Source organism: Anoxybacillus thermarum (assembly GCF_000836725.1).
In the GTDB taxonomy this organism is placed as follows: domain Bacteria; phylum Bacillota; class Bacilli; order Bacillales; family Anoxybacillaceae; genus Anoxybacillus; species Anoxybacillus thermarum.
On sequence record NZ_JXTH01000008.1, the window covers coordinates 1 to 24141 of the forward strand.

The window sequence follows — 24141 nt, forward strand, 5'->3', positions numbered from 1 at the left end:
TCCAAAAGGGCCGCCAACAAGACAGCGAACACCTTTTGAAGAGTTCTGACTAATTGTTCCTCCAGCTCTTTTAATAAAGGCCATTCTGTGGTAAAATGTTTCATGGACTCTCTCCCTCCTGTTTTATTGATGTTGGTCATCACCATCATAGCAGGGAGAGAGTCCTTTTTGCATGACATTTGCTTTTTTCTACCGCGCTTCGCTTGGTGGCCCCGACGAGCGTCGCGAACAAAAGTTCGCAACCCTCGTCGGGGAATCATTCCTGAATGTCACCCACAAATATTTTACTCACACTTGAAAATATTCGCGTGCCGCTTGAGCATCGCGATGAATTTGTTCAACGAGCTCGTGAACGGAAGAAAATGCTCGTTCATCACGCAATCGTTTATGCCATTGAATACGTACATGTGCACCGTAAATGTCTGCCGAAAAGTCAAACAAATGCACTTCAATCATTGGATCTGTTTGTTGTTGGACGCGGAATGTCGGCTTATACCCGACGTTGCATACCCCCGTCCACGTGTTGTCGTCTACCGTTACCGTGACAGCATATACACCAATGCGCGGGATGATATATTCATCGTCAAGCGCAACGTTTGCCGTTGGAAATCCGATCGTCCGTCCGCGTTTATCCCCATGAATGACTGTGCCCGTTACTTCATACCATCTTCCGAGCAAATGAGGTAGCTGTTCCACGTCCCCTTCAGCTAACCGTTGCCGAATATATGTGGAGCTAATTTTTTCCTTCCCAAACGTCTGTTTTGGAATGACGGTTTGCGTAAATTGTTCACGAGAATGAAACGGCAATGTTTCCATCGTCCCTTTTCCTAAGCGGCCGTAGGTAAAATCAAATCCTGCCACGACATGCTTCACGCCAAGACCGATGATGTATTCGTCGACAAATTGTTGCGGCAACAAATAGGCAAATTCAGGCGTAAATTCAACAACGTATAAATAATCAACGCCAAGTTTTGCAATTTGTTTTTCTTTTTCTTTTAATGGTGTAATAAATCGAACATGTTGTTGTGAGCGCCCGAGCACGACGGACGGATGCGGATGGAAAGTCATAACCGCGCTTTTGTATCCATATTGATCAGCGATTTGTTTTGCCGTTTGAATGACTTTTTGATGTCCAAGATGAACACCGTCAAAATAACCGAGCGCCATAGCAAGTGGGTCGTCATTTTTTTTGTTGAACGGATGGGACAGCCAAATGGTTTTCATCGTTTTCACCTACAATACTTTTAAAGGTTTCATATAGCTTTGCTTTGTCGGATGAGGCATATAAATGGCTAACGCTTCACCTTGTTCATTAACCATTAACAGACGCTCTGGCATAGAAGGTAAAATAGGTAAAAGCGCCCCATGTTTTACCTTTTCCTCTTCTTCCTTACTCATGACATACGTCGGGAAATGAACTAGCGCTCGTTTAATCGGTAAAAGTAACGTATGCGCTGTACCAGCTACGACATGCTGTTCAATGTCGGCAAACGACACGCATTGATCGAGCGTAAACGGTCCTGACGCTGTGCGAACAAGATGTGACATGTGCGCCGGATACCCAAGTCGCTCGCCGATTTGAACAGCGAGTGTACGCACGTATGTCCCTTTACTACATGTCACACGAAAACGAAACGATATACGTTCACCTGTAAATACTTTTCTGTCATCAAGAAGGAGCAGTTCAAAAATGTGGACGTTTCGTTTCGGTCGTTCTACGTCAATACCTGCGCGTGCATACTCATATAGTTTTTTTCCATTTACTTTTACTGCGGAATACATCGGTGGCACTTGTTCAATGTCCCCTGTGAGATTAGCAAATACTCGTTCAATGTCATGACGAAAAATCGGCTGTTCAATCGGTTTCGCTGAAACGATGTCACCCGACGCATCTTCTGTTGTCGTCGCTATGCCTAACGTCACTTCCCCTTCATAAGTTTTTCTCTCCGCTGTTAATAGTTCAACGATTTTTGTTGCTTTGCCGATGCAAATGGGCAATACACCACTTACGTCAGGATCAAGCGTTCCTGTATGACCAACTTTTTTCGTTTGGAATAACTTACGAATGCGCATGACGCAGTCGTGTGACGTCATGCCTGCAGGTTTATGTAACAATAACACTCCGTCCATCGCTTCACCTCTAAAATAGCGGAAATGGATAGACGCACGTCTATCCATTATTCTTCTTTATGTTCTTTTTCTTCTGAAATTTGTTTAATTAAACTTTCAATTCGTTGACCGTAATCGATCGTTTCATCAATTTCGAAGTAAATTTCCGGCGTCTTGCGCAAACGAATACGCTGACCAATTTCTGAACGGATAAAGCCCGTTGCTTTCGCTAACCCTTTTAGCGTATTTTTCTTTTGTTCTTCGTCACCAAGAACAGAAATATACACTTTTGCTTGTTGCAAATCACCCGTCACACGAACATCTGTTACGGTAACGAAACCGATGCGTGGGTCTTTTAGTTTGCGTCCGATAATATCGCTTAATTCTTTTTTCATTTGTTCGCCTACACGTGTGGCTCGCAAACTCATTGTCATCACCTCGATTAAAACCACTCGAATGTTGTAACCGTTCGTTCGATTTCTGGAAACGAATCGATGAATTGTAACGCCCGATGTAGCTCTTGTTCCGTCGCCGTTCGCTCGGCTGTAATCGCTACAATCCCTAGCTTCGTTCGTTGCCATACGTTTTGATAATCTACTTCGGCTACAGATATATTATATTTTTGTTTAAGCCGTGTGACAACGCGTTGCAACACGGCTCGTTTTTCTTTCAATGATTGGACGTCGTAAATGATGCATTCACATTCGACGTATCCGATCATTTGCGCTCCACTTCTTGCATCATATATGCTTCAATGACGTCGCCTTCTTTAATGTCATTAAAGTTTTTAATCGTTATCCCGCACTCGTACCCTTGTGCGACTTCTTTTACATCGTCTTTGTAACGTTTTAACGTATCAATTTGTCCTTCGTAAACGACGATGCCTTGACGAATGAGACGGACGCTACTATCGCGCGTAATTTTTCCATCTGTCACATAGCATCCTGCAATTGTACCGACTTTTGATACTTTGAACGTTTGACGCACTTCCGCTTGACCGATCACTTTTTCTTCGTACTCTGGATCAAGCATCCCTTTCATCGCTGCTTCAATTTCTTCAATCACTTTGTAAATGATGCGATGAAGACGAATATCGACCTTTTCTGCTTCCGCGACACGTTTTGCGTTCGCATCCGGACGAACGTTAAAACCGATGACAATCGCATTTGATGCGGATGCGAGCATAATGTCGTATTCTGTTACCGCGCCGACGCCAGAGTGAATAATCTTGACGCGCACTCCTTCGACTTCGATTTTTTGTAATGCCGCAACGAGCGCTTCTACGGAACCTTGTACGTCCGCTTTCACAATAATATTTAATTCTTTCATTTCGCCTTGCTTAATTTTTTCAAACAAGTCGTCTAAGCTAACGCGCGCTTTTACGCTTCGTTGTTGGGCAATTTGTTTTTGGGCGCGAGCTTCACCAATTTGACGTGCTTTTTTCTCGTCTTCAAACACCATGAAACGATCGCCTGCTTGCGGCACCTCGTTTAATCCAGTAATTTCAACTGGCGTCGATGGACCCGCTTCTTTCACACGACGTCCAAGGTCATTCGTCATCGCCCGTACACGTCCGTACGTATAACCGACAACGATCGGATCACCAACGCGCAACGTACCTGATTGAACGAGAAGAGTTGCCACCGGGCCGCGACCTTTATCGAGCTTCGCTTCAATGACCGTTCCCGTCGCACGGCGGTTTGGATTTGCTTTTAATTCTTCCATTTCGCTCACAAGCAAAATCATTTCAAGCAAATTGTCAATCCCTTCTCCTGTTAACGCAGATAGTTTACAATAAATTGTATCGCCGCCCCATTCTTCTGGAACGAGCTCATATTCCATTAGCTCTTGCATGACGCGATCTGGATTCGCTGTTGGCTTATCGATTTTATTGACCGCGACAATAATTGGAACCTTTGCCGCTTTCGCATGGTTAATCGCTTCAACAGTTTGCGGCATCACTCCGTCATCTGCTGCGACAACAAGAATGACGATGTCTGTTACTTGTGCACCACGTGCACGCATCGTTGTAAATGCTTCGTGACCAGGTGTATCTAAAAATGTGATTTTTTTGCCGTTTACAACAACTTGATACGCACCGATATGTTGTGTAATACCGCCAGCTTCTTGTTCCGTTACTTTCGTATGGCGAATCGAGTCAAGCAACGTTGTTTTTCCGTGGTCAACGTGTCCCATAATCGTCACAACAGGCGGGCGTTCAACTAAATCTTCTGGATGATCAACAATTTCGATCGTCTCAAATTCAGTTTCGTCAATCGTCACTTTTTCTTCTACTTCTACACCGTAGTCAGAGCAAATGAGCTCGATCGCATCCTTGTCCAAATCTTTGTTAATTGTTGCAATGATGCCGAGCATAAATAGCTTTTTAATAATTTCAGAAGGCTCTTTGCCTAATTTTTTTGCTAACTCTGCGACCGTTAAAGAACCTTCAAATGTAATTTTTTTCGGAAGCTCTTTTTCTTTCTTCTTTTGCACTTCTTGTTGTGGAGCTTGCTGAGGTTTTTGTTTTTTATTTTTTTTGTTATTGAAAATTTTCTTTTCTTTTTGTTGAATTTGCAAGTCGTGTTTTTTCCCTTCGCGATTTTTTACTACTGCTTTTTTGATCGGCACTTTCGTTTGAATGACTTCATCCTCATCTTCTTCAAACTGTTCTAAAACAGGTTTTTTCACAGGTACTGTCTTTTCTTCTTCTTTTTTCATTTCTTGTTTTTGTTCTTTTTTGAACGAACGATCTAGCTTTTCGACAACATCCGCTTCAATCATCGTCATATGGTTCGATACGTCGATGTTCATTTCTTTTAATTTATGGATGACATCTTTACTTGACACGTTATGTTTTTTGGCATATTCATATACACGCATTTTTGACATACATTCACCCCCAAAATGTTAGAGCATCGTTTTTAGCTTTTGTGCGAATCCTTCATCTGTAATTGCTACAACGACCCGTGCTCCTTTGCCAATCGCTCCACCTAATTCATAGCGATTGTCTACATAACAAAGCGGAACGCGATAAAACGTACATTTATCGGAAATTTTTTTTCTCGTATTTTCTGACGCATCTTCCGATAAAATGACAAGCTTCACGCGCTGACGCTGAATTTCTTTCACAACGAGCTCTTCTCCCGAAATAACTTTGCGCGCGCGATTCGCTAATCCGAGAAAAGAAGCCCACGGTTTATGATTCATTTGTTTCTCCATTCTCCTTCTCAGCGAGCTGTAATAGCTGTTCGTAAATCGAATCGTCAATAGTCGCTTTCAAATGATGCGCAAGCGTATTTTTCTTTTTCGCAAGCAAAATGCATTCTTTACTTAGCGTAATGTATGCACCGCGTCCCGCTTTTTTTCCTGTCGGGTCAATTGATACGTCGCCTTCTTTTGAACGAACGATGCGAATAAGCTCTTTTTTCGGCTTCATTTCCCCTGTGACAACACATTTGCGCATCGGAATTTTTTTCGGCATATTATTCCACCTCACTAATCTCCTCTTCGTCAACTTGGAACGATGATGAAGAACGAGGGTAAATACCTAATTGCTCCGCTTCAGACTGACTTTTAATATCAATTTTCCAATTTGTTAATTTCGCTGCTAAACGAGCGTTTTGCCCACGTTTCCCAATGGCAAGCGAAAGTTGATAATCTGGTACGATGACCGTTGTTGCTTTTTCTTCTTCGTTGACAATGACATCAAGCACTTTGGATGGGCTTAACGCATTAGCGACAAATTCAACTGGATCCGCTGACCAACGAACGATGTCGATTTTTTCGCCTTTTAACTCGTTTACGATCGCTTGTACCCGTTGTCCTTTAGGTCCAACACACGCGCCAACCGGATCGACTTCTGGGTTATCGGAATGAACAGAAATTTTTGAACGATCTCCTGCTTCGCGTGCGACCGATTTAATTTCTACTGTACCGTCATAAATTTCTGGCACTTCTAATTCAAACAATCGCTTTAATAAACCTGGATGCGTGCGAGATACGTAAATTTGTGGACCTTTGGTCGTTTTTTCGACTTTTGTAATGTACACTTTAATGCGATCATGTGGCTTATACGTTTCATTCGGCATTTGTTCGCTCACCGGAAGCAACGCCTCAATTTTGCCGAGGCTGACATAAATAAATTTCGAATCCGTCCGCTGAACAATACCTGTCATAATATCTTCTTCTCGGTCAACAAATTCGGCATAAATGACTCCGCGCTCTGCTTCGCGAACGCGTTGCGTGACGACTTGCTTTGCTGTTTGTGCAGCAATACGTCCGAAGTTTTTCGGCGTCACTTCAATTTCAACGACATCGCCTACTTGATAATTTGGATTGATTCGCTTCGCTTCATCAAGCGAAATTTCTAAGCGTGAATCGTACACTTCATCGACTACTTCTTTGCGAGCAAATACGCGAATCGTTCCTGTCTCTTGATTAAAATCGACGCGAACGTTTTGCGCTTGATTAAAATTGCGTTTATAAGCGGACACAATAGCCGCCTCAATCGCTTCAATTAACACTTCTTTACTAATGCCTTTATCGCGCTCGAGCGCCGTTAGGGCATCCAACAACTCTGTATTCATGAACCGGTCGTCCCCCTTTAATGTGAATTAAGAGAAAATGACAGCTAGCCGTGCACTAGCTACTTTTTCGTATGGAATGGTCACTATTTTTTTCTTTGTTTTGACTTTTATTTCTACGGTCACCGTTTGACCATCAAATGCAGTTAATAGTCCTTCAAATTCTTTTTGGCCATCAATTGGCTCATACGTTTTCACATAAACGTTTTTCCCAACGGCGCGTTCAAAATCTTTCGCCTTTTTAAGCGGACGTTCTGCTCCCGGTGACGATACTTCTAAAAAATAATTGTGCGGAATCGGATCGATTTCATCAAGCTTTTCACTTAATCGTTCGCTTACGACACCGCATTGATCGATATCAATTCCAGTTGGTGAATCAATAAAGACGCGCAAAAACCAATTCTTTCCTTCTTTCACATATTCAATGTCGACAAGTTCTAAACCCATATCTGTCACGATCGGGGTAACGAGCTCCTCAACGATGTGCGTCACTTTTTTCATGTTGGTCCTCCTAACTGCAAGAAAATCCCTTGCGGTTGGCAAGGAATCTCGAATCAATACGAAAGAGTGGGTTTCCCCACTCTTTTTGTCCATTATCTTTACCATTTCAACTAGAACTATAACATATTGGCAAAAAAATTGCAACTCATTCAAAAGAGTGATAATTGATTGTGATCCGGTAGCGACTGTAAGCACCCACGGCTTTCGAGATATTCTAAAATCGTTTTCGATACTTTGCCGCGTTGTTGCAAATCTTCTTTCGATAAAAACTCGCCTTCTTCACGTGCGCGTACAATACTTTGAGCCACGTTTGTTCCTAGTCCAGGAATCGCATTAAACGGCGGAATTAGCGAATTTCCATCAATAATGAACTCTGTTGCTTGTGAACGATACAAATCAATATTTTTGAACGAAAATCCTCGTTCGCACATTTCAAGAGCAATTTCAAGCACAGTCAACAAGCTTTTTTCTTTCGGGGACGCATCGAGCCCTTTTGCTTGAATTTCTTCAATTCGTTTACGAATCGCAGCAGACCCTTGAATCATCGCATCTAAATCAAAATCTTCTGCACGCACAGTAAAATACGATGCGTAATAAAGAAGCGGATGGTGAACTTTAAAGTACGCGATGCGAACAGCCATGAGCACGTAAGCAGCAGCATGCGCTTTCGGGAACATGTATTTAATTTTTTTACATGATTCAATGTACCATTCTGGCACATCATGTTTGCGCATTTCTTCTTCAAACTCAGGCGTTAACCCTTTCCCTTTTCGAACGGACTCCATAATTTTAAATGCTAACGACGGCTCTAACCCACGATAAATTAAATACACCATAATGTCGTCACGACATCCAATGACTTCAGATAGCGTACATGTCCCATTTTGAATAAGCTCTTGTGCATTGCCGAGCCAAACGTCCGTTCCATGCGATAACCCGGAAATTTGTACAAGTTCTGAAAATGTTTTCGGTTTTGTTTCCTCTAACATTTGACGAACAAATCTTGTACCAAACTCTGGAATACCAAGTGTTCCGGTATTGCACATAATTTGTTCCGGCGTCACGCCAAGCGATTCTGTACTACTAAAAATTTTCATCACTTCCGGATCGTCTGTCGGTATCGTCTTCGGATCAATTCCACTTAAATCTTGCAACATCCGAATGACCGTTGGATCGTCGTGTCCGAGAATATCGAGTTTCAACAAGTTATCATGAATAGAGTGGAAGTCAAAATGCGTCGTGCGCCACTCCGCGCTCGTATCGTCGGCTGGATATTGAATCGGCGTAAAGTCATAAATATCCATGTAATCTGGCACGACGATAATCCCACCTGGATGTTGCCCAGTCGTTCGTTTCACTCCTGTACATCCTGCAGCTAAACGATCAATTTCCACCCCGCGCACATGAAGGTTGTGATCGTTTATATACCCTTTGACGAATCCGTATGCCGTTTTGTCAGCGACAGTACCGATCGTTCCTGCACGATATACGTTATCTTCACCGAATAACACTTTCGTATAGTTATGCGCTTGCGGTTGATACTCACCCGAAAAGTTTAAATCGATATCTGGCACTTTATCTCCTTTAAACCCTAAAAACGTCTCGAACGGAATATCGTGACCGTCTTTATTGTATCGAACGCCACATTTCGGGCAGTTTTTATCCGGCAGGTCAAATCCTGAGCCGACCGAACCGTCATCGAAAAACTCGGAATGTTTACAGTTCGGACAAACATAATGCGGTGGAAGCGGGTTCACTTCCGTGATCTCCGTCATCGTTGCGACAAACGATGAGCCAACCGAGCCGCGTGAACCGACAAGATATCCGTCATCAAGCGATTTCTTTACAAGTTTATGAGAAATTAAATAAATGACTGCAAACCCGTGACCAATAATGCTTTTTAATTCTTTTTCTAACCGTTTTTCAACGATGTCTGGAAGCGGGTCACCATAAATACTTTTCGCACGTTCATAGCTCATCCGACGAATTTCTTCGTCCGCTCCTTCAATTTTCGGTGTGTACAATTCATCTTTAATCGGTTTCACTTCTCCGATTAAATGAGCGATTTTTTTCGTATTTGTCACAACAATTTCTTTTGCTTTTTGTTCACCAAGAAATGAAAACGCTTCTAACATTTCGTTTGTCGTACGAAAATGAACATTTGGCAATTCGTGGCGATTTAACGAATTTCCACCAGATTGTGAATGAATTAAGATTTTGCGATATATTTTATCTTCTCGATTGATGTAATGCACATTTCCAGTCGCAACAACCGGAATGCCGAGCCGTTCGCCAAGTTGCACAATGTTTGTAATAATTTCTTTGAGTGCTGCTTCATCGCGTACGTATTCCATCTCAATAAGCGGCGCATATACTTCTGGCGGATGTACTTCAAGAAAGTCGTAAAATGGTGCAATCGCCTCCGCTTCTTCGACTCCTTTTTGCATCATCGCTTCAAATAACTCGCCTTTATCGCAACCTGATCCGACTAAAATGCCTTCGCGATGTTGTTGCAATACGGAACGTGGGATGCGTGGCACGCGATAAAAATAGTTCACATGTGAAAACGATACGAGTTTAAATAAATTTTTTAAACCGACTTCATTTTGTACAAGCAACGTTGCATGAAACGGTCGGGAACGTTGGAACGCCCCTTGTTCTTTCGATGCTTCGTTTAATTGGTCGAGATATTGAATTCCTTTTTCATCAAGTTCTTTCGCCAAATGAATAAGTAAATATCCTGTCGCCTCTGCGTCATAAATCGCGCGATGGTGCTGGGTTAATTCAATATTAAATTTTTTGCAAAGCGTATTTAAACGATGGTTTTTTAACTCTGGATATAAATAGCGAGCAAGTTCAAGTGTATCAATAACCGGATTCGTTACTTTACCTCGATTCATCTTTTTAAATCCTGCATTTAAAAAACCGATGTCAAACGTCGCATTATGAGCAACGAGCACACAATCATCGATCCAATGATAAAACTTTTCTAACACTTCTTCGACATCTGGCGCGTCTTTTAACATGTCATCTGTAATTTTCGTCAATTCGATTGTCGTTGCGGAAAGCGGATGATGCGGATTTGCAAACGACTCAAAACGGTCGATAATTTCCCCGTTTTTTACTTTGACCGCTGCTAATTCAATAATTGTATCATATACAGCAGAAAGCCCTGTCGTTTCCACGTCAAATACGACAAACGTATCGTCCATTAGCCGTCGATGAGCTTCATTATAAGCGATTGGTACCCCGTCATCGACAATATTTGCCTCTAGTCCATATAAAATTTTTACACCATATTTTTTTCCGGCACTATATGCTTCCGGAAACGATTGAACGACCGCATGATCCGTTACAGCAATTGCTTCATGCCCCCATTTTTTCGCTTGTTCGACAAGCTTTGTAATGGAAGCGACCGCATCCATTTGGCTCATTTGAGTATGAACGTGCAATTCTACCCGTTTTTCTTCCGCTGTATCTTGACGTTCATTCGGTTTCACTTCATTCAAATCGTTCGCAATAAGCACAAGATCGCGCACGAATGTGTCATTTTGCACGCTGCCGCGCACTTTTATCCACATTCCTTTTTTTACACGCTGCATAAGTTCGGCGTCTTCTTTATCGCGTGAGAACATTTTGACAAGAATCGAATTTGTATAGTCTGTTATTTTTAACGTCAATAACGTACGTCCGCTTTTTAGTTCTTTTGCTTCAGCATCAAAAATGTATCCTTGCACAGTGACGCGACGTTCTTCCTCTACAATTTGATCGAGCGGACGAATATGTTCGTCATCTTTAATTTGATAGCCGATCACAAGCGGACCGCTTGTTTCACTTACAGTAGGATCTTCTTGTTTCGGCATTGCTTCCATAAACGCGGCTAACGCTCGTTCTTCATCTTCTTTTTGTTTTTGCGCTAAAAATTGTTCAAACTGCTGCTCATCGTGTTTTACACTAGCTTCTAACTGCAAGTGCGGAAATCCGAAAGAAACATACGTCGCAGCGAACATTTCCGCAAATCGCTTTTTTAACGCGATCGCTTCTGCCTCATTACGCGCTTGTACAGTGACTTTCGTTCCTTTTACTTCCGGTTGCTGTTGTGTAAGTAGTGAAAAAAGCGGCGATGCTTGTTGAATCGTGTCAACAAATATTGGCCAGTACGACACAACATCTTCGGCAGTAAACGTTTGATCCTCTACTTCTATCGTGCATTGCACATGGGCAATATGGCGAAATTGTTCGATTAGTCGTTTACGAAACTCAGCATATACGTGCGCCCGTAAGATCGTAGGAAAGCGAAAATAAAAGTGCCAACATTTCATTTGTTTATCAACAACTACTTTTTCAATTTGTCCATGCAATAAGTCATCTGCCATATGCGAAGAAAGCCGTAGTTGTTGTAATAAAATCGAAAATCGTTCTTTTTGTTCTTCCCTCATCATTGTTCGTTACAAAAAATGTAACGGTACACCTCCCTCTCTTTTTTATACATCGTTTGGGAGCGATAGACGACAGAAAGAGGGGGGGATCCCCCTCTCCGCCTATAAGTAACGGCGCAACGTTTCAACTAATTGCGACACGTGTACTTCTTCTGTTTCACCTGTTTTTCGTACTTTTACTTCAACAATTCCTTCATTTGCACGCTTTCCGACTGTTACACGCACAGGTAACCCAATTAAATCGCTGTCAGCAAATTTGACTCCTGGACGCTCGGCACGATCGTCATATAACACTTCGAACCCTTCTTGTTGCAAACGTACATACCATTCATCGGCAAGCTCTCGTTGCTCGTCCACTTTTGGATTTACAGAAATTAAGTGAATGTGGAAAGGAGCAACCGCAGTTGGCCATATGAGTCCATGCTCATCGTTATATTGCTCAGCAATTGCCGCAAGCGTACGCGATACACCGATACCATAACACCCCATAATCATCGGCTGCGTACGTCCGTTTTCATCTAAATACGTCGCATTCATCGCTTCGCTATAACGCGTTCCGAGTTTAAATACGTGTCCAACTTCAATTCCGCGCGCAAAACGAATCGTCCCTTTTCCATCTGGTGACGGATCTCCTTCTTGAATGAAACGAACATCTGCATATTGCGCAGAAAAATCACGATCTGGATTGACCCCTTTATAATGGTAGTGCGCTTCATTCGCTCCACACACACCGTTGACAACCGCTTTTACCGCATGGTCAGCTAAAACGAGGACACCATCACGAACACCAATCGGGCCAAGTGAACCAATTTCACAGTTCATCACTTGCTTCGTTTCTTCTGGCGTTGCCAATTCTACAACAGTTGCTTCTAGTATATTTTTTACTTTTACATCATTCACTTCATGATCACCGCGCACAAGAACGAGGACATAGCGATCGTCTACTTTAAATAGTAACGACTTGATGCATTTTTCTTTTGGTACTTGAAGAAATTGGCTTACTTCTTCAATGGAACGTTGTTCTGGTGTATGCACTTTCTCAAGCGGTGCATGCGGTTCATCACTACGCTCATAATTCGTAATCACCGGCGCCATTTCAATGTTCGCTGCATAATCAGACGAATCTGAATATGCAATCGTGTCTTCACCAACATCGGATAAAACCATAAATTCATGCGTATCTTTGCCACCCATTGCGCCAGAATCCGCAATGACAGCACGGAAATTTAATCCGCAACGTCGGAACACGTTCGCATATGCTTCGTACATTTTATTGTACACTTCGTCTAAACTTTCTTGTGAAGCGTGAAATGAATACGCGTCTTTCATAATAAATTCGCGACCGCGAAGCAAACCGAAGCGCGGACGTTTTTCATCGCGAAACTTCGTTTGAATTTGATAAAGCGTAAGCGGTAACCGTTTATACGATTTCACTTCATCACGAACGAGCGCCGTAATGACTTCTTCATGTGTCGCACCGAGCGCAAAGTCGCGATCGTGACGATCTTTTAAACGCATTAATTCTGGTCCGTATGAATACCAACGGCCTGATTCTTGCCATAATTCCGCTTGTTGAAGCGCTGGCATCAACAGTTCAATAGCACCAGCACGCTCCATTTCTTCGCGAATGATCGCTTCAATTTTTTGCAGCACGCGCTTACCAAGTGGCAAAAAGCTATACACGCCGCTTGCATTTTGGCGAATAAAGCCGGCGCGAAGCAGCAGTTGATGGCTTTTAATTTCCGCATCTGCCGGTACTTCACGTAATGTAGGAATAAACGACATACTTTGCTTCATTTTTTTAGCACCTCTTACTCCATTTAATTATAAGAAAAATTTTTGAATGTCATTCCATGTAACAACAAGCATAAGCAACATAAGAAGGGCAAAACCGATAAAGTGTACAATACCTTCTTTTTGACGATCAATCGGTTTTCCACGCAACGCTTCAATCGCAAAAAACGTTAACCGTCCTCCGTCAAGCGCCGGAAGTGGAAGCAAGTTAATAATGCCTAAGTTAATGCTTAAAATCGCTCCCCATTTCATTAAGTAATACACGCCGGATTGAGCGACTTTATGAGTCGAAACAGCAATGCCAACAGGTCCGGACAACATATCAAAAGAAAATTTCCCCGTCAATAAATGACCTAATCCAACGATGATTTCTTTTGTCCAATAATACGTCTCGAACGCTCCTTGTTTGATCGCTCCGACAAACGACTTTTCCATCGGTCCATACACACCGATCAAACCGATCGTCTCGCCTTCGATTGTTTTCTTTTCTGGTGCGACGGTGAGATCAATCATTTGACCGTTGCGATTGACTTGAAATTGAAGCGGTTTTTCCGGGCTTTTTCGAATGATTGTCACAACATCTGTCCAAGAAGACATCGGCTGTCCATCAATGGAAATGACGATATCCCCTTGTTGTAGCCCAGCTTGACGTGCAGCACCATCCTCTGTCAATTCACCAATCACTGGTTTATCAACCGGATAACCTTGCAGCAGTCCGATAAGAATGAAAATGACAAGCGCTAAAATAAAATTCATCATCGGACCAGCAAAAATGGCCATCGCGCGCTGTCCGAGCGTTTTGGAACCAAATTGACGATCGTAAGGCGCAATTTGCACTTCCTCTCGATCGATGACGATATAAGCACGATCGCTTAATTCAAAGCGTTGTAAACGCTCATCATCGCCTTCATATCCTTCAATATATAACTCATGTTCAAAATCAGCGCGTTCTACTTCAATGATTTTCGCATCGGGATATTCGTCTTTGTGATTGACGATCACTTTTTTCACTTTCCCGTCTTCATGAAACAATAAGCCGACAACTTGACCGCGCTTCACGTCAATCATTTCTGGATCTTCACCGGCCATGCGCACAAAACCGCCGAGCGGGAGCAAACGAATCGTATATGTCGTTTCTCCCTTTTTCATCGAAAATACTTTCGGACCGAATCCAATCGCAAATTCGCGACATAAAATGCCTGCTCGTTTCGCGAAAATGAAGTGCCCTAATTCATGAAAAAACACAAGCGCACCAAAAATGACAATAAAAGCGATAACTGTTTCCAACGTTTCAACCACCTTTTACATGTGTAGTGATTTTACATATTGTCTCGTTTCACGATCGACTTCGCGAATCGTCTCAAGATCTGGATGAGCAATCGGCACGTGCCGCTCCATCGCTTGTTCAATGCATTGTTCAATCGCTAAAAACGATATTCGTCCGGCTAAAAAGGCTGCCACTGCTTCTTCATTTGCTGCATTTAATACGGTCGGCATCGTTCCACCTATTTTTCCTGCCTCATAAGCAAATTGTAAACAACGGAACCGGTTCATGTCCACTTTTTGAAAATGCAACGTGGCTACTTGTGCTAAGTTCAGTCGTTCGATATGTAGCGGAAAACGATCAGGATACGTTAGCGCATATTGAATCGGTACGCGCATATCTGGCGTTCCAAGCTGAGCAATGACACTTCCGTCATGAAATTGCACCATGGAATGAATGATGCTTTCTTTATGTAGAAGAACGTCAATTTGTTCGTACGGTAGGTGGAACAACCAATGTGCTTCAATGACTTCAAGCCCTTTATTCATCATCGTTGCAGAGTCGATCGTAATTTTTGCTCCCATCGACCAATTCGGATGTTTTAGCGCTTCTTCGACCGTGACATGTTCTAGCTGCTCGCGCGTGCGATCGCGAAAACTGCCGCCTGATGCCGTCAAAATAATACATTCGATATTTTTTTGTTGTTCTCCTTGTAAACATTGGAAAATAGCGGAATGTTCACTGTCCACAGGCAAAATCGACACACCGTAATCGATCGCGTGCTTCATGACGAGATGGCCTGCGGTAACTAACGTTTCTTTATTAGCTAGCGCAATTGTTTTTTTCGCCTCAATCGCTTTTAACGTAGGCACTAGTCCAACGCTTCCTACTACCGCATTGACGACAATGTCAGCTTCTTGAACTGTCGCCACTTCAATGAGCCCATCTTCACCTGAAACGATGCGCACTCGCCCAATATATTCCCTCTGCAACATGTCGGCATCTTCTTTTTGGGCAACACATACAACTTTTGGTGAAAATTGTTCAATGATGATTCTTGCCTGCTCTATATTTCGTCCAGCTGAAAAAGCAACGAGACGAAACGCATCGCCATGAGCACGAATGACGTCTAACGTTTGCATTCCAATCGAGCCCGTCGCTCCTAATAAACTAATTGCTCGCAAGCTGTCCACTCCTTTTTTAAACAATGAGGTAAAACAAGTGTAAAATTGGTAAAATAAACAACAAACTATCAAAGCGATCTAAAATGCCGCCATGTCCCGGCAAAATAGCACCTGAATCTTTTACTCCATAATGCCGTTTGAACGCGGATTCCACTAAGTCACCGAGCTGGCCGAAAACAGATAAAATGACTGTCGCAATAAGTAACATTGGAAAAGATGGAGCAAACGGTAATAACCACTCATAAACACTGACAACAAAAAGTGCACATAAAATGCCTCCAATAGCACCTTCAACTGTTTTGTTCGGGCTAATGTGCTCCCACAGTTTTCGTTTTCCAAGCGCTCGACCAATAAAGTACGCTCCGCTATCCGTTGCCCAAATTAAAAAGAGCGCATAAAAAATATACGACAACCCTGCTTCACGCACGTGAAAAAACGAATAAAACCCAACGCCTACATATAGCAAAGAAGCAATCATAAACCCAACATCGTCAAACGTAAACGCGTTTTTGGATATGACCGTATAAATGAGCAACAAAAAGAGTCCGATGATGAGGATCCATATGTTTATCATATGTTCATACGGATATAAAAAGAGCCATAATACAAGAAAACTAACGATGCTTGGAAACGAAAAAAGCGACATTTTTTTCATGCGAGTAAGTTCAAATAAACCAATCGTAGCGAGTATATACGTTAAGACTAAAAATGGCCATCCGCCATATATGACGATCGGTAAAAAGACTGAAGCTGCAATAATTGCTGTCACAATTCTTTGTTTCATATGAAATTATACGCCTCCAAATCGGCGGCTACGTTGCTGAAATTCATGTACCGCCTGTAAAAAGTGTTGTTCTGTGAAGTCTGGCCATAATACATCTGTAAACCAAAACTCTGTATACGCTAACTGCCAAAGCATAAAGTTACTTAAACGAATTTCCCCGCTTGTGCGAATAAGCAAATCAGGATCAGGCAAATCGTTTGTCATTAAATAAGAATGAAACAACTGTTCATCGACATCGCTTGCTTGAATCGCTCCGTTTTGTACATCGTCAACAAGTTTTTGAACGGCATGTACAATTTCTGCACGACTTCCGTAGTTTAAGGCAAAGTTTAAAATTAAACCGGTATTTTGTTTCGTCTGTTCGATCGCCTGATCGACTGCACGCAACGTATGTAAAGGTAGTTGGTCTTTATGTCCCATGACGCGCACTTGTACGTTTTCTGCAATTAACTCGGGCAAAAATGTCGTTAAAAACTGTTCAGGAAGCTGCATTAAATAATCGACTTCTGTTTTCGGTCGTTTCCAATTTTCTGTTGAAAATGCATATAACGTTAACACTTCCACACCTATTTCGTTGGCAAAGCGCGTAATTTTTCGCACCGTTTGCATACCTTCGTAATGTCCAGCCATCCGTGGCAATGCACGTTTTTTCGCCCATCGTCCGTTTCCGTCCATAATGATCGCCACATGCGCAGGAATCGGTCCTTGTAAAACGGTTTCTTTTGAATACACTTCTTCTTTGTTTTTCCATCTTTTCATCTTTTCAAACATAAGCGCATGTCCTCCAGCTTTGATCGATCGTAATTAGGCTGTGCGCCCTATTTCGTAATTATAACAAAAAACCCTCTATAAACATAGAGGGACTTATACTTCCATCACTTCTTTCTCTTTTTCTTTCGTAATCGCATCGATTTTTGCGATATGATCGTCTGTTAGTTTCTGAATATCTTCTGTATAGCCGCGCAATTCATCTTCAGTAATTTCACCGTTTTTCTCTAGCTTTTTCAACTCGTCGTTTGCGTCGCGACGAATGTTGCGCACAGCGACTTTTGCTTCTTCAGCATATTTTTTCACAAGCTTAACGAGTTCACGGCGGCGCTCTTCAGTAAGCGGTGGAATCGCAATGCGAATGACTGAACCGTCATTTGAAGGTGTTAAACCTAAATCTGATGCTAAAATCGCCTTTTCGATTTCTTTCAATACAGATTTGTCATACGGTTGAATGACAAGCAGGCGCGCTTCTGGCACTTGAATGCCGGCTAATTGAATAATTGGCGTTGGCATGCCGTAGTAATCGACTGTAATTTTTTCTAATAATGCAGGATTCGCACGACCTGCACGAATTGTTGCAAGTTCACGTGAAAAAGCTTGAACTGCTTTATCCATCTTTTCTTTTGCGTTCGTTAATACTTGCATATTATTTCCCCCTTACAATTGTTCCGATATTTTCACCTAACACAGCACGTTTAATATTTCCTTCTTCCATAATGGAGAAAACAATGAGTGGAATATCGTTATCCATACATAGCGATGAAGCAGTCGAGTCCATGACGCCTAATCCTTGTTTAATGACATCTAAATAAGATAGTTCATCATATTTGACTGCATTTTTGTCCACTTTTGGATCGGCGCTATATACACCGTCTACGTTGTTTTTCGCCATTAAAATGACGTCCGCTTCAATTTCTGCAGCACGAAGCGCGGCTGTCGTATCTGTTGAAAAGTACGGGTTTCCTGTTCCTGCTGCAAAAATGACGACACGTTTTTTCTCTAAGTGACGAATCGCTCTTCTTCGAATGTACGGCTCGGCTACTTGGCGCATTTCAATCGACGTTTGCACACGCGTTTGTACACCGAGCTGCTCTAAGCTATCTTGCAGCGCGAGCGAGTTCATCACCGTTGCTAACATTCCCATGTAATCAGCTGTGGCGCGGTCCATCCCCATTTCGCTACCAATTTTTCCACGCCAAATGTTTCCGCCCCCAACGACGACGGCAACTTCGACTCCTAGTTCTGCCACTTCTTTTACTTGTTGAGCGATCGATTTAATGACAGACGGATTAATTCCAAATCCTTGCTCTCCCGCTAGCGCTTCACCGCTTAGTTTTAAAACGACACGTTTATACTTTGGACTTTCCATTGTAAACCTCCATACCGTTCTTTAAAAATAGGGAACACATATGTGTTCCCTATTTGTCTTCATTACTTACGAACTTGGCTCATAACTTCTTCAGCGAAGTTATCTTGGCGCTTTTCAATACCTTCGCCTACTTCGTAACGGATGAAGCTTTTCACAGTCGCGCCATTAGACTCTACAAATTGACGCACTTTCACATCTGGATTTTTCACGAAGCTTTGCTCAAGTAAGCAAATGTCTTCAAAAAATTTGCCTAAACGGCCTTCAACCATTTTTTCAACGATATTTTCAGGCTTTCCTTCATTTAATGCTTGTTGTTTTAACACTTCGCGCTCGCGAGCGATTTCATCTGCAGATACTTCATCGCGAGACACGTATTTTGGATTAATTGCCGCAATGTGCATCGCTACATCTTTTGCAATGTCGCTATTTGTTGTACCTTCTAACACAGTTAATACGCCGATGCGTCCGCCCATGTGTAAATATGCACCAAATACAGCGTTGTCTCCTTTTTCAACAACCGCAAAGCGACGTAACGTAATTTTTTCACCAATTTTAGCGATCGCTGCATTGATATGTTCTTCTACTGTCGCACCGTTATCCATTTTTTGTTGTAATGCTTCTTCGACTGTTGCAGGCTTATGCTTTAATAAATGGTCAGCCAATTCTTTTACTAATGTTTTAAATCCTTCGTTTTTCGCAACGAAGTCTGTTTCAGAGTTTACTTCTAAAATCACTGCTGTATTTCCATCTACTTCGATTAACGTTGTTCCTTCCGCTGCAATACGATCTGCTTTCTTCGCTGCTTTCGCCATTCCTTTTTCACGAAGCCAGTCGATCGCTTTTTCCATATCACCGTTTGTTTCTGTTAATGCTTTTTTGCAGTCCATCATCCCTGCGCCTGTTTTTTCGCGCAATTCTTTTACCATTTGAGCAGTAATTGCCATATGAAACATCCTCCTTTTTTATGTGCGAAATCGTATGTACACAAACCGAAACGGTTTGTATGCTTAGTATGCCCGTTTTTTCTTAAAAAAAGGTGATAAAAGGCTTCCCCCTCTTATCACCTTTCACATGTTTACTCAGCTGTGACAACGGCTTCTTCGCCTTGTTTTGCTTCTAAAATCGCATCCGCAATTTTAGCTGTAAGAAGCTTCACAGCGCGAATCGCATCGTCGTTCGCAGGAATGACGTAGTCGATTTCGTCTGGATCGCAGTTTGTATCCACGATTCCGATGATCGGAATGTTTAATTTACGAGCCTCTGCAACGGCAATGCGCTCTTTGCGTGGGTCGATAACAAATAACGCATCTGGCAATTCTTTCATTTCTTTAATGCCGCCTAAAAACTTTTCAAGACGCTCTAATTCTTTCTTTAGTTTTACCACTTCTTTTTTAGGCAATACATCGAATGTGCCGTCTTCAGCCATTCTTTCGATCTCTTTTAAACGTTTAATACGTTTTTGGATTGTTGCGAAGTTTGTTAACGTTCCACCTAACCAACGTTGGTTTACGTAGAACATGCCAGAACGTTCTGCTTCTTCTTTCACAGAATCTTGCGCTTGTTTTTTCGTACCAACGAATAAAATTTTGCCGCCGTTTTCCGCAAGTTCTTTGACGAAGTTGTACGCTTCTTCTACTTTTTTCACTGTTTTTTGCAAGTCAATGATGTAAATACCATTGCGCTCAGTGAAAATGTATTTTTTCATTTTTGGGTTCCAACGACGCGTTTGATGCCCGAAGTGAACCCCTGCTTCAAGCAACTGTTTCATTGAAATAACAGACATCTTTCATCCTCCTAGATGGTTTTTTTCCTCCGCCCACGTCATTTTTAAGCAAGACTGCAAAGCAGCACCGTTGCTTAAATCGATGAGCGTGTGTATTCACACCAAATAGAACTATATCATAATTAAAAAGCACATTCAACTACTTTTGGTGAAATTTAAGCAAAAGCTCTATTTCTGTCTTCCCCCGATTTAACACCTTCGCGATTTCATCTATTGTTTTTCCTTGTTGTTGAAGTTTTAACGCTTCTGAAACGAGCGACTTGAGCGACGCCTCTTCCTTCAGCGAAGTTGTTGATAATTCCACTCGGTCAACAACGTCTTCAACTGGAAGTCGCACTTGTTCGTCCCGAAATGGAGGAGAGGCTTCTTTTTTCTTTTGACGAACGGCCGATGATGTCATTTGTTTAACAAATCGTTCGTTTTCCTCTTTAAACTGCATTAAATATGTCGTCATCATCGTTTCCATTTCGCGAATGAGCTCCGCTTGCTCTCTTTCTGTCTCTTTAATTTTTGCCCATTTTAATGACAAAAGAATAATGAGAAAAAGCGAGACACCATGCAAAACGAAGCTGATCAACCATAAAAACGTCGTCATATCATCCCTCTTATCCGATAAAATCAATATGTGTTCCTTTGTAAGGATGTTTACTTTTTTCTTTTTTCTCAGACTGTTTTTTCCACTTTGCGCGTTCGCTTTGTTCCGCTCTCGTCACTTGTTGCCGAAGGCGCTCATCTTGTTTCTTCATTTCTGTTGCAAGCTGTTGCTGAGCAAGCTGTCCGTACTGTTGCATATGTTCTTGCCATTTTCCGAGCTCATGCGTTTTCGGCAACGCCACTTGTAACTCGACTAATTTTAAACTCATGTTCTCACTTCCTTCATAAAGTGATGAAGGACTGTCATATCGCTTGCTCAATCAGTTTGCGCATTTTAAATAAAGCTTTTGCGTGAATTTGGGAAATTCGTGACGTAGACAGCCCCATAATATGCCCGATTTCTGTAAACGTCAATTCCTCTTTGTAAAATAAACTAATCACTAGCTGTTCTTTTTCATTTAGCTGTTGAATGATATTCACTAATTGCTCAATTTGTTCTTTACGCAACATATGTTCTTCTGGTGGCAGAGATCGATCATCGCGAATCGTAAATGACGGCTGATCATCGTCATCATCAAACGGTCGCTCATCGAGCGATAAAACATGGGCGAAAAACTGTTCGGTCATCACCGCATACACTTCATCTTCTGAAATGTTTAATGCTTCTGCCACTTCTTTGGCGCTGACATCACGCATATATTTTTGTTGCAACTGCTCAATTGTTGCCTCTATTTTTTTCGCCTTGTCTCGTACGCTGCGCGGAAGCCAGTCTTCTTTGCGCAATCCGTCTAAAATCGCGCCACGAATGCGAAAAGAAGCATACGTATCAAATTTTAAATCGCGTGATGGATCAAACTTTTCTAGCGCATCATATAACCCAAGCAGCGCTAAGCTTTTCAAATCTTCTCTTTTCACGCTTTTCGGAAGGGATGAAGCAATACGTTGCACATGATAATCGACAAGTGGCATGTATTTTTCGATCAATTGATCGCAAGCGTCGCGATCGCGGGCATCCATCCACTTTTGCCAGCATTGCTCAATCATATCATCCCCCCTAAATGTTAACGTTCATTTACTTTTCTTCCTGCCTCAATAGTTGTCGAATATACTCTGCTACTTTTTGTTGCTCTTCTTCGTCTAAACTTTCAATCATCTGTTCCACTTCCATTTCATCCGATGGTGTTAACGACATATTTTGTACGGATGCATCTTTTTGAATAAACGCCGTCATCCAACGAATGATAAATGCAAAAACAAAGAAAACAACAAATGCGATCAACGAACGTATCATAGATGTCCATACACTATTTTGCAATAATGAAGAAAAAAAAGCGACGATACAGCCAAATAAGGCAAAAATCACATTAAATTTCCATGTACTAACCATTACATTTCCCGTACCCCTTGATTTACTGTGCGAATGAGCAACATGCCTGTTTTCGGATGAAATTCTATCGTCCGTCCACTATTCCCTCCGACGTCTTCAGCAACGATTGGGATGCGAAAACGTTGAAGCTGCTCACGAACAGCCTCAACGTTGCGCGGTCCGATGCGCATCATATCTGTCGTACCTGTACGAAATTGAAACATTTGCGCACCGCCAGCCATTTTTGCCTTCAAATGACCATTTCTTCCCCCCGCTCCAATGACTCGGCGTACTAACTCTTCAATCGCAGTGTCGGCATATTTCGCTACATTCATTTTTTCGGATTTTGCTAACGATGAATCAGGGAGCATGACATGCGCCATCCCTGCCACTTCTTTTGCTAAATCGTATACAACGACACCGACGCAAGAGCCAAGTCCACACGTACGAATGACATGTGGTGCCTTTACTACATTCATGTCAGCAATTCCTACTTTGACGACTTGAACAATTTCACTCATCATGTTCCACACCTAAAGCCCGAAAAATAATGTGAAATGATTCAGGGTCAGGGAGTAGGAAAAAGTGTCCTTTTACACGATCATCAGGCTGATGTTCTTCATGAATGGCTGTATCAACGACAATGACATGATCGCCGACGCGCGACATTTCAATTAAACCATAGCTTAAAATCGCACCAATCATATCAATGCTAAGCGCCGGAACAGATGGATATAAATTTAAATGGGTGAAATCTGATAAAGACGATAAATACGAACCGGCTAAAATGTTGCCTAGCTCTTGCAACGCAGATAGCGACAATTCCGAACAATCTTGCTCTAGTTTAAACTGCTCATCGCCAATCATTTGTTGAATAAATCGTTCCGCTTGTTCAATAGATAATACGAAAAACATATTGCCTGGCGCATCTCCTTCAATGCGCAGGAAAACAGCGGCGACGACATTGTCAGCTCCTCCAACAATATCCATCATTTCATCAAATGAAATGATGCGCACATCCGGAATCGTCATTTCAATTTTTTTATTTAACAGCTTTGATAACGCTGTTGCTGCGTGACCCGCACCAATATTTCCAATCTCTTTTAGTATGTCCATATGGACGGCATCCATCCGTTCGAAATATGACATGGACAATTTATCCTTTCTCTGTTTTTAATACTTTTTCTAAGTTTAATAAAATGAATAGGCGTTTTCCAATTTTCACAACCCCGTTAATGTATTCCGCTGTTGTTGTATCCACTACTTCTGGTGGCGGTTCAATCGCTTCTGTTGAAATATCAACGACATCGTTTGCCGCATCAACAATGAAACCAACTTCCATATCATCGAGCGCAACGATAATGACGCGCGTATGATCAGAAAACGCAGCTTCCTCTAAACCGAAACGCATGCGCAAGTCAATAATCGGTGTTACAACACCGCGCAAATTAATGACGCCTTTTACATATTTCGGAACGCGAGGAACACGCGTAATATGTTGAATTTTTTCAATTGAACGCACTTGTTGAACTGGAATGGCATATTCTTCGTCTTTTAATTGAAACACAATCACTTTCAGCTCAGCCACATTATATTC

26 protein-coding genes are annotated in these 24141 nt (G+C 42.1%); all 26 read right to left on the minus strand.

Going from position 1 to position 24141, the window contains the following annotated elements; translation table 11 throughout:
- Positions 1-288: 288 nt before the first annotated feature.
- Positions 289-1224, minus strand: coding sequence for a bifunctional riboflavin kinase/FAD synthetase (gene ribF / locus LH47_RS03125; RefSeq protein WP_043964783.1), 936 nt, complete (start codon positions 1222-1224; stop codon positions 289-291).
- A gap of 9 nt (positions 1225-1233) precedes the next feature.
- Positions 1234-2130 carry a tRNA pseudouridine(55) synthase TruB gene (gene truB / locus LH47_RS03130; protein WP_043964727.1) on the minus strand — a complete coding sequence of 299 codons (897 nt, stop codon included), beginning with the start codon at positions 2128-2130 and terminating at the stop codon, positions 1234-1236.
- Positions 2131-2177: 47 nt separating this feature from the next.
- Positions 2178-2537, minus strand: a complete 360-nt coding sequence (gene rbfA, locus LH47_RS03135; protein WP_003394813.1) for a 30S ribosome-binding factor RbfA — start codon at positions 2535-2537, stop codon at positions 2178-2180.
- A 14-nt stretch (positions 2538-2551) separates the two neighbouring features.
- Entirely contained in the window at positions 2552-2830 is a 279-nt protein-coding gene (locus tag LH47_RS03140; RefSeq protein ID WP_003394815.1) for a DUF503 domain-containing protein, read from the minus strand.
- Complete coding sequence (infB, locus tag LH47_RS03145) at positions 2827-5001, minus strand: translation initiation factor IF-2 (protein ID WP_043964729.1); 2175 nt, start codon at positions 4999-5001, stop codon at positions 2827-2829. The genes LH47_RS03140 and infB overlap by 4 nt, the downstream gene beginning before the upstream one ends.
- Positions 5002-5019: 18 nt before the next feature.
- On the minus strand, positions 5020-5319 hold the full coding sequence (locus LH47_RS03150; protein WP_021094175.1) for a YlxQ family RNA-binding protein: 300 nt from the start codon (positions 5317-5319) through the stop codon (positions 5020-5022).
- The gene (gene rnpM / locus LH47_RS03155) at positions 5309-5593 is read right to left on the minus strand and encodes an RNase P modulator RnpM (RefSeq protein WP_009732926.1); all 285 of its coding nucleotides are present in this window, start codon (positions 5591-5593) and stop codon (positions 5309-5311) included. Before rnpM ends, LH47_RS03150 begins: the two co-directional genes overlap by 11 nt.
- 1 nt (position 5594) lies before the next feature.
- Positions 5595-6698 (minus strand): transcription termination factor NusA, encoded by a 1104-nt coding sequence (gene nusA / locus LH47_RS03160; RefSeq protein ID WP_006322329.1) that lies wholly within the window; start codon positions 6696-6698, stop codon positions 5595-5597.
- Between the two features lie 27 nt (positions 6699-6725).
- The gene (gene rimP / locus LH47_RS03165) at positions 6726-7196 is read right to left on the minus strand and encodes a ribosome maturation factor RimP (protein WP_043964733.1); all 471 of its coding nucleotides are present in this window, start codon (positions 7194-7196) and stop codon (positions 6726-6728) included.
- Between the two features lie 149 nt (positions 7197-7345).
- Positions 7346-11638, minus strand: coding sequence for a PolC-type DNA polymerase III (locus LH47_RS03170; protein ID WP_043964735.1), 4293 nt, complete (start codon positions 11636-11638; stop codon positions 7346-7348).
- Between the two features lie 99 nt (positions 11639-11737).
- Positions 11738-13432: a proline--tRNA ligase gene (locus LH47_RS03175; protein WP_043964737.1), complete on the minus strand. Its 1695-nt coding sequence runs from the start codon at positions 13430-13432 to the stop codon at positions 11738-11740.
- A gap of 27 nt (positions 13433-13459) precedes the next feature.
- A complete protein-coding gene (gene rseP, locus LH47_RS03180; protein ID WP_043964739.1) occupies positions 13460-14716 on the minus strand; it encodes an RIP metalloprotease RseP in 1257 nt (418 codons plus the stop codon).
- 15 nt (positions 14717-14731) lie between these two features.
- Positions 14732-15886 (minus strand): 1-deoxy-D-xylulose-5-phosphate reductoisomerase, encoded by a 1155-nt coding sequence (gene dxr, locus LH47_RS03185; RefSeq protein WP_084221236.1) that lies wholly within the window; start codon positions 15884-15886, stop codon positions 14732-14734.
- A 7-nt stretch (positions 15887-15893) separates the two neighbouring features.
- A complete protein-coding gene (locus tag LH47_RS03190; protein WP_043964742.1) occupies positions 15894-16661 on the minus strand; it encodes a phosphatidate cytidylyltransferase in 768 nt (255 codons plus the stop codon).
- A gap of 6 nt (positions 16662-16667) precedes the next feature.
- On the minus strand, positions 16668-17432 hold the full coding sequence (locus LH47_RS03195) for an isoprenyl transferase (protein WP_043964743.1): 765 nt from the start codon (positions 17430-17432) through the stop codon (positions 16668-16670).
- A 93-nt stretch (positions 17433-17525) separates the two neighbouring features.
- The gene (gene frr / locus LH47_RS03200) at positions 17526-18077 is read right to left on the minus strand and encodes a ribosome recycling factor (RefSeq protein WP_009732918.1); all 552 of its coding nucleotides are present in this window, start codon (positions 18075-18077) and stop codon (positions 17526-17528) included.
- A 1-nt stretch (position 18078) separates the two neighbouring features.
- Positions 18079-18801 (minus strand): UMP kinase, encoded by a 723-nt coding sequence (pyrH, locus tag LH47_RS03205; RefSeq protein WP_021094184.1) that lies wholly within the window; start codon positions 18799-18801, stop codon positions 18079-18081.
- Positions 18802-18863: 62 nt separating this feature from the next.
- Positions 18864-19745, minus strand: coding sequence for a translation elongation factor Ts (gene tsf, locus LH47_RS03210; RefSeq protein WP_009732916.1), 882 nt, complete (start codon positions 19743-19745; stop codon positions 18864-18866).
- Between the two features lie 131 nt (positions 19746-19876).
- Positions 19877-20584 (minus strand): 30S ribosomal protein S2, encoded by a 708-nt coding sequence (rpsB, locus tag LH47_RS03215; RefSeq protein ID WP_009732915.1) that lies wholly within the window; start codon positions 20582-20584, stop codon positions 19877-19879.
- Positions 20585-20723: 139 nt separating this feature from the next.
- Positions 20724-21179 carry a hypothetical protein gene (locus LH47_RS03220; RefSeq protein WP_043964744.1) on the minus strand — a complete coding sequence of 152 codons (456 nt, stop codon included), beginning with the start codon at positions 21177-21179 and terminating at the stop codon, positions 20724-20726.
- Between the two features lie 10 nt (positions 21180-21189).
- On the minus strand, positions 21190-21447 hold the full coding sequence (locus LH47_RS03225; RefSeq protein ID WP_043964745.1) for a hypothetical protein: 258 nt from the start codon (positions 21445-21447) through the stop codon (positions 21190-21192).
- 34 nt (positions 21448-21481) lie between these two features.
- Complete coding sequence (locus LH47_RS03230) at positions 21482-22222, minus strand: FliA/WhiG family RNA polymerase sigma factor (protein ID WP_043964746.1); 741 nt, start codon at positions 22220-22222, stop codon at positions 21482-21484.
- Positions 22223-22250: 28 nt separating this feature from the next.
- Positions 22251-22565 carry a hypothetical protein gene (locus LH47_RS03235; RefSeq protein ID WP_043964747.1) on the minus strand — a complete coding sequence of 105 codons (315 nt, stop codon included), beginning with the start codon at positions 22563-22565 and terminating at the stop codon, positions 22251-22253.
- Positions 22565-23065, minus strand: a complete 501-nt coding sequence (locus tag LH47_RS03240) for a chemotaxis protein CheD (protein WP_043964748.1) — start codon at positions 23063-23065, stop codon at positions 22565-22567. The genes LH47_RS03235 and LH47_RS03240 overlap by 1 nt, the downstream gene beginning before the upstream one ends.
- Entirely contained in the window at positions 23058-23693 is a 636-nt protein-coding gene (locus LH47_RS03245; RefSeq protein WP_043964749.1) for a chemotaxis protein CheC, read from the minus strand. The genes LH47_RS03240 and LH47_RS03245 overlap by 8 nt, the downstream gene beginning before the upstream one ends.
- A 7-nt stretch (positions 23694-23700) precedes the next feature.
- A complete protein-coding gene (locus LH47_RS03250) occupies positions 23701-24132 on the minus strand; it encodes a chemotaxis protein CheW (protein ID WP_084221237.1) in 432 nt (143 codons plus the stop codon).
- Between the last annotated feature and the right edge of the window lie 9 nt (positions 24133-24141).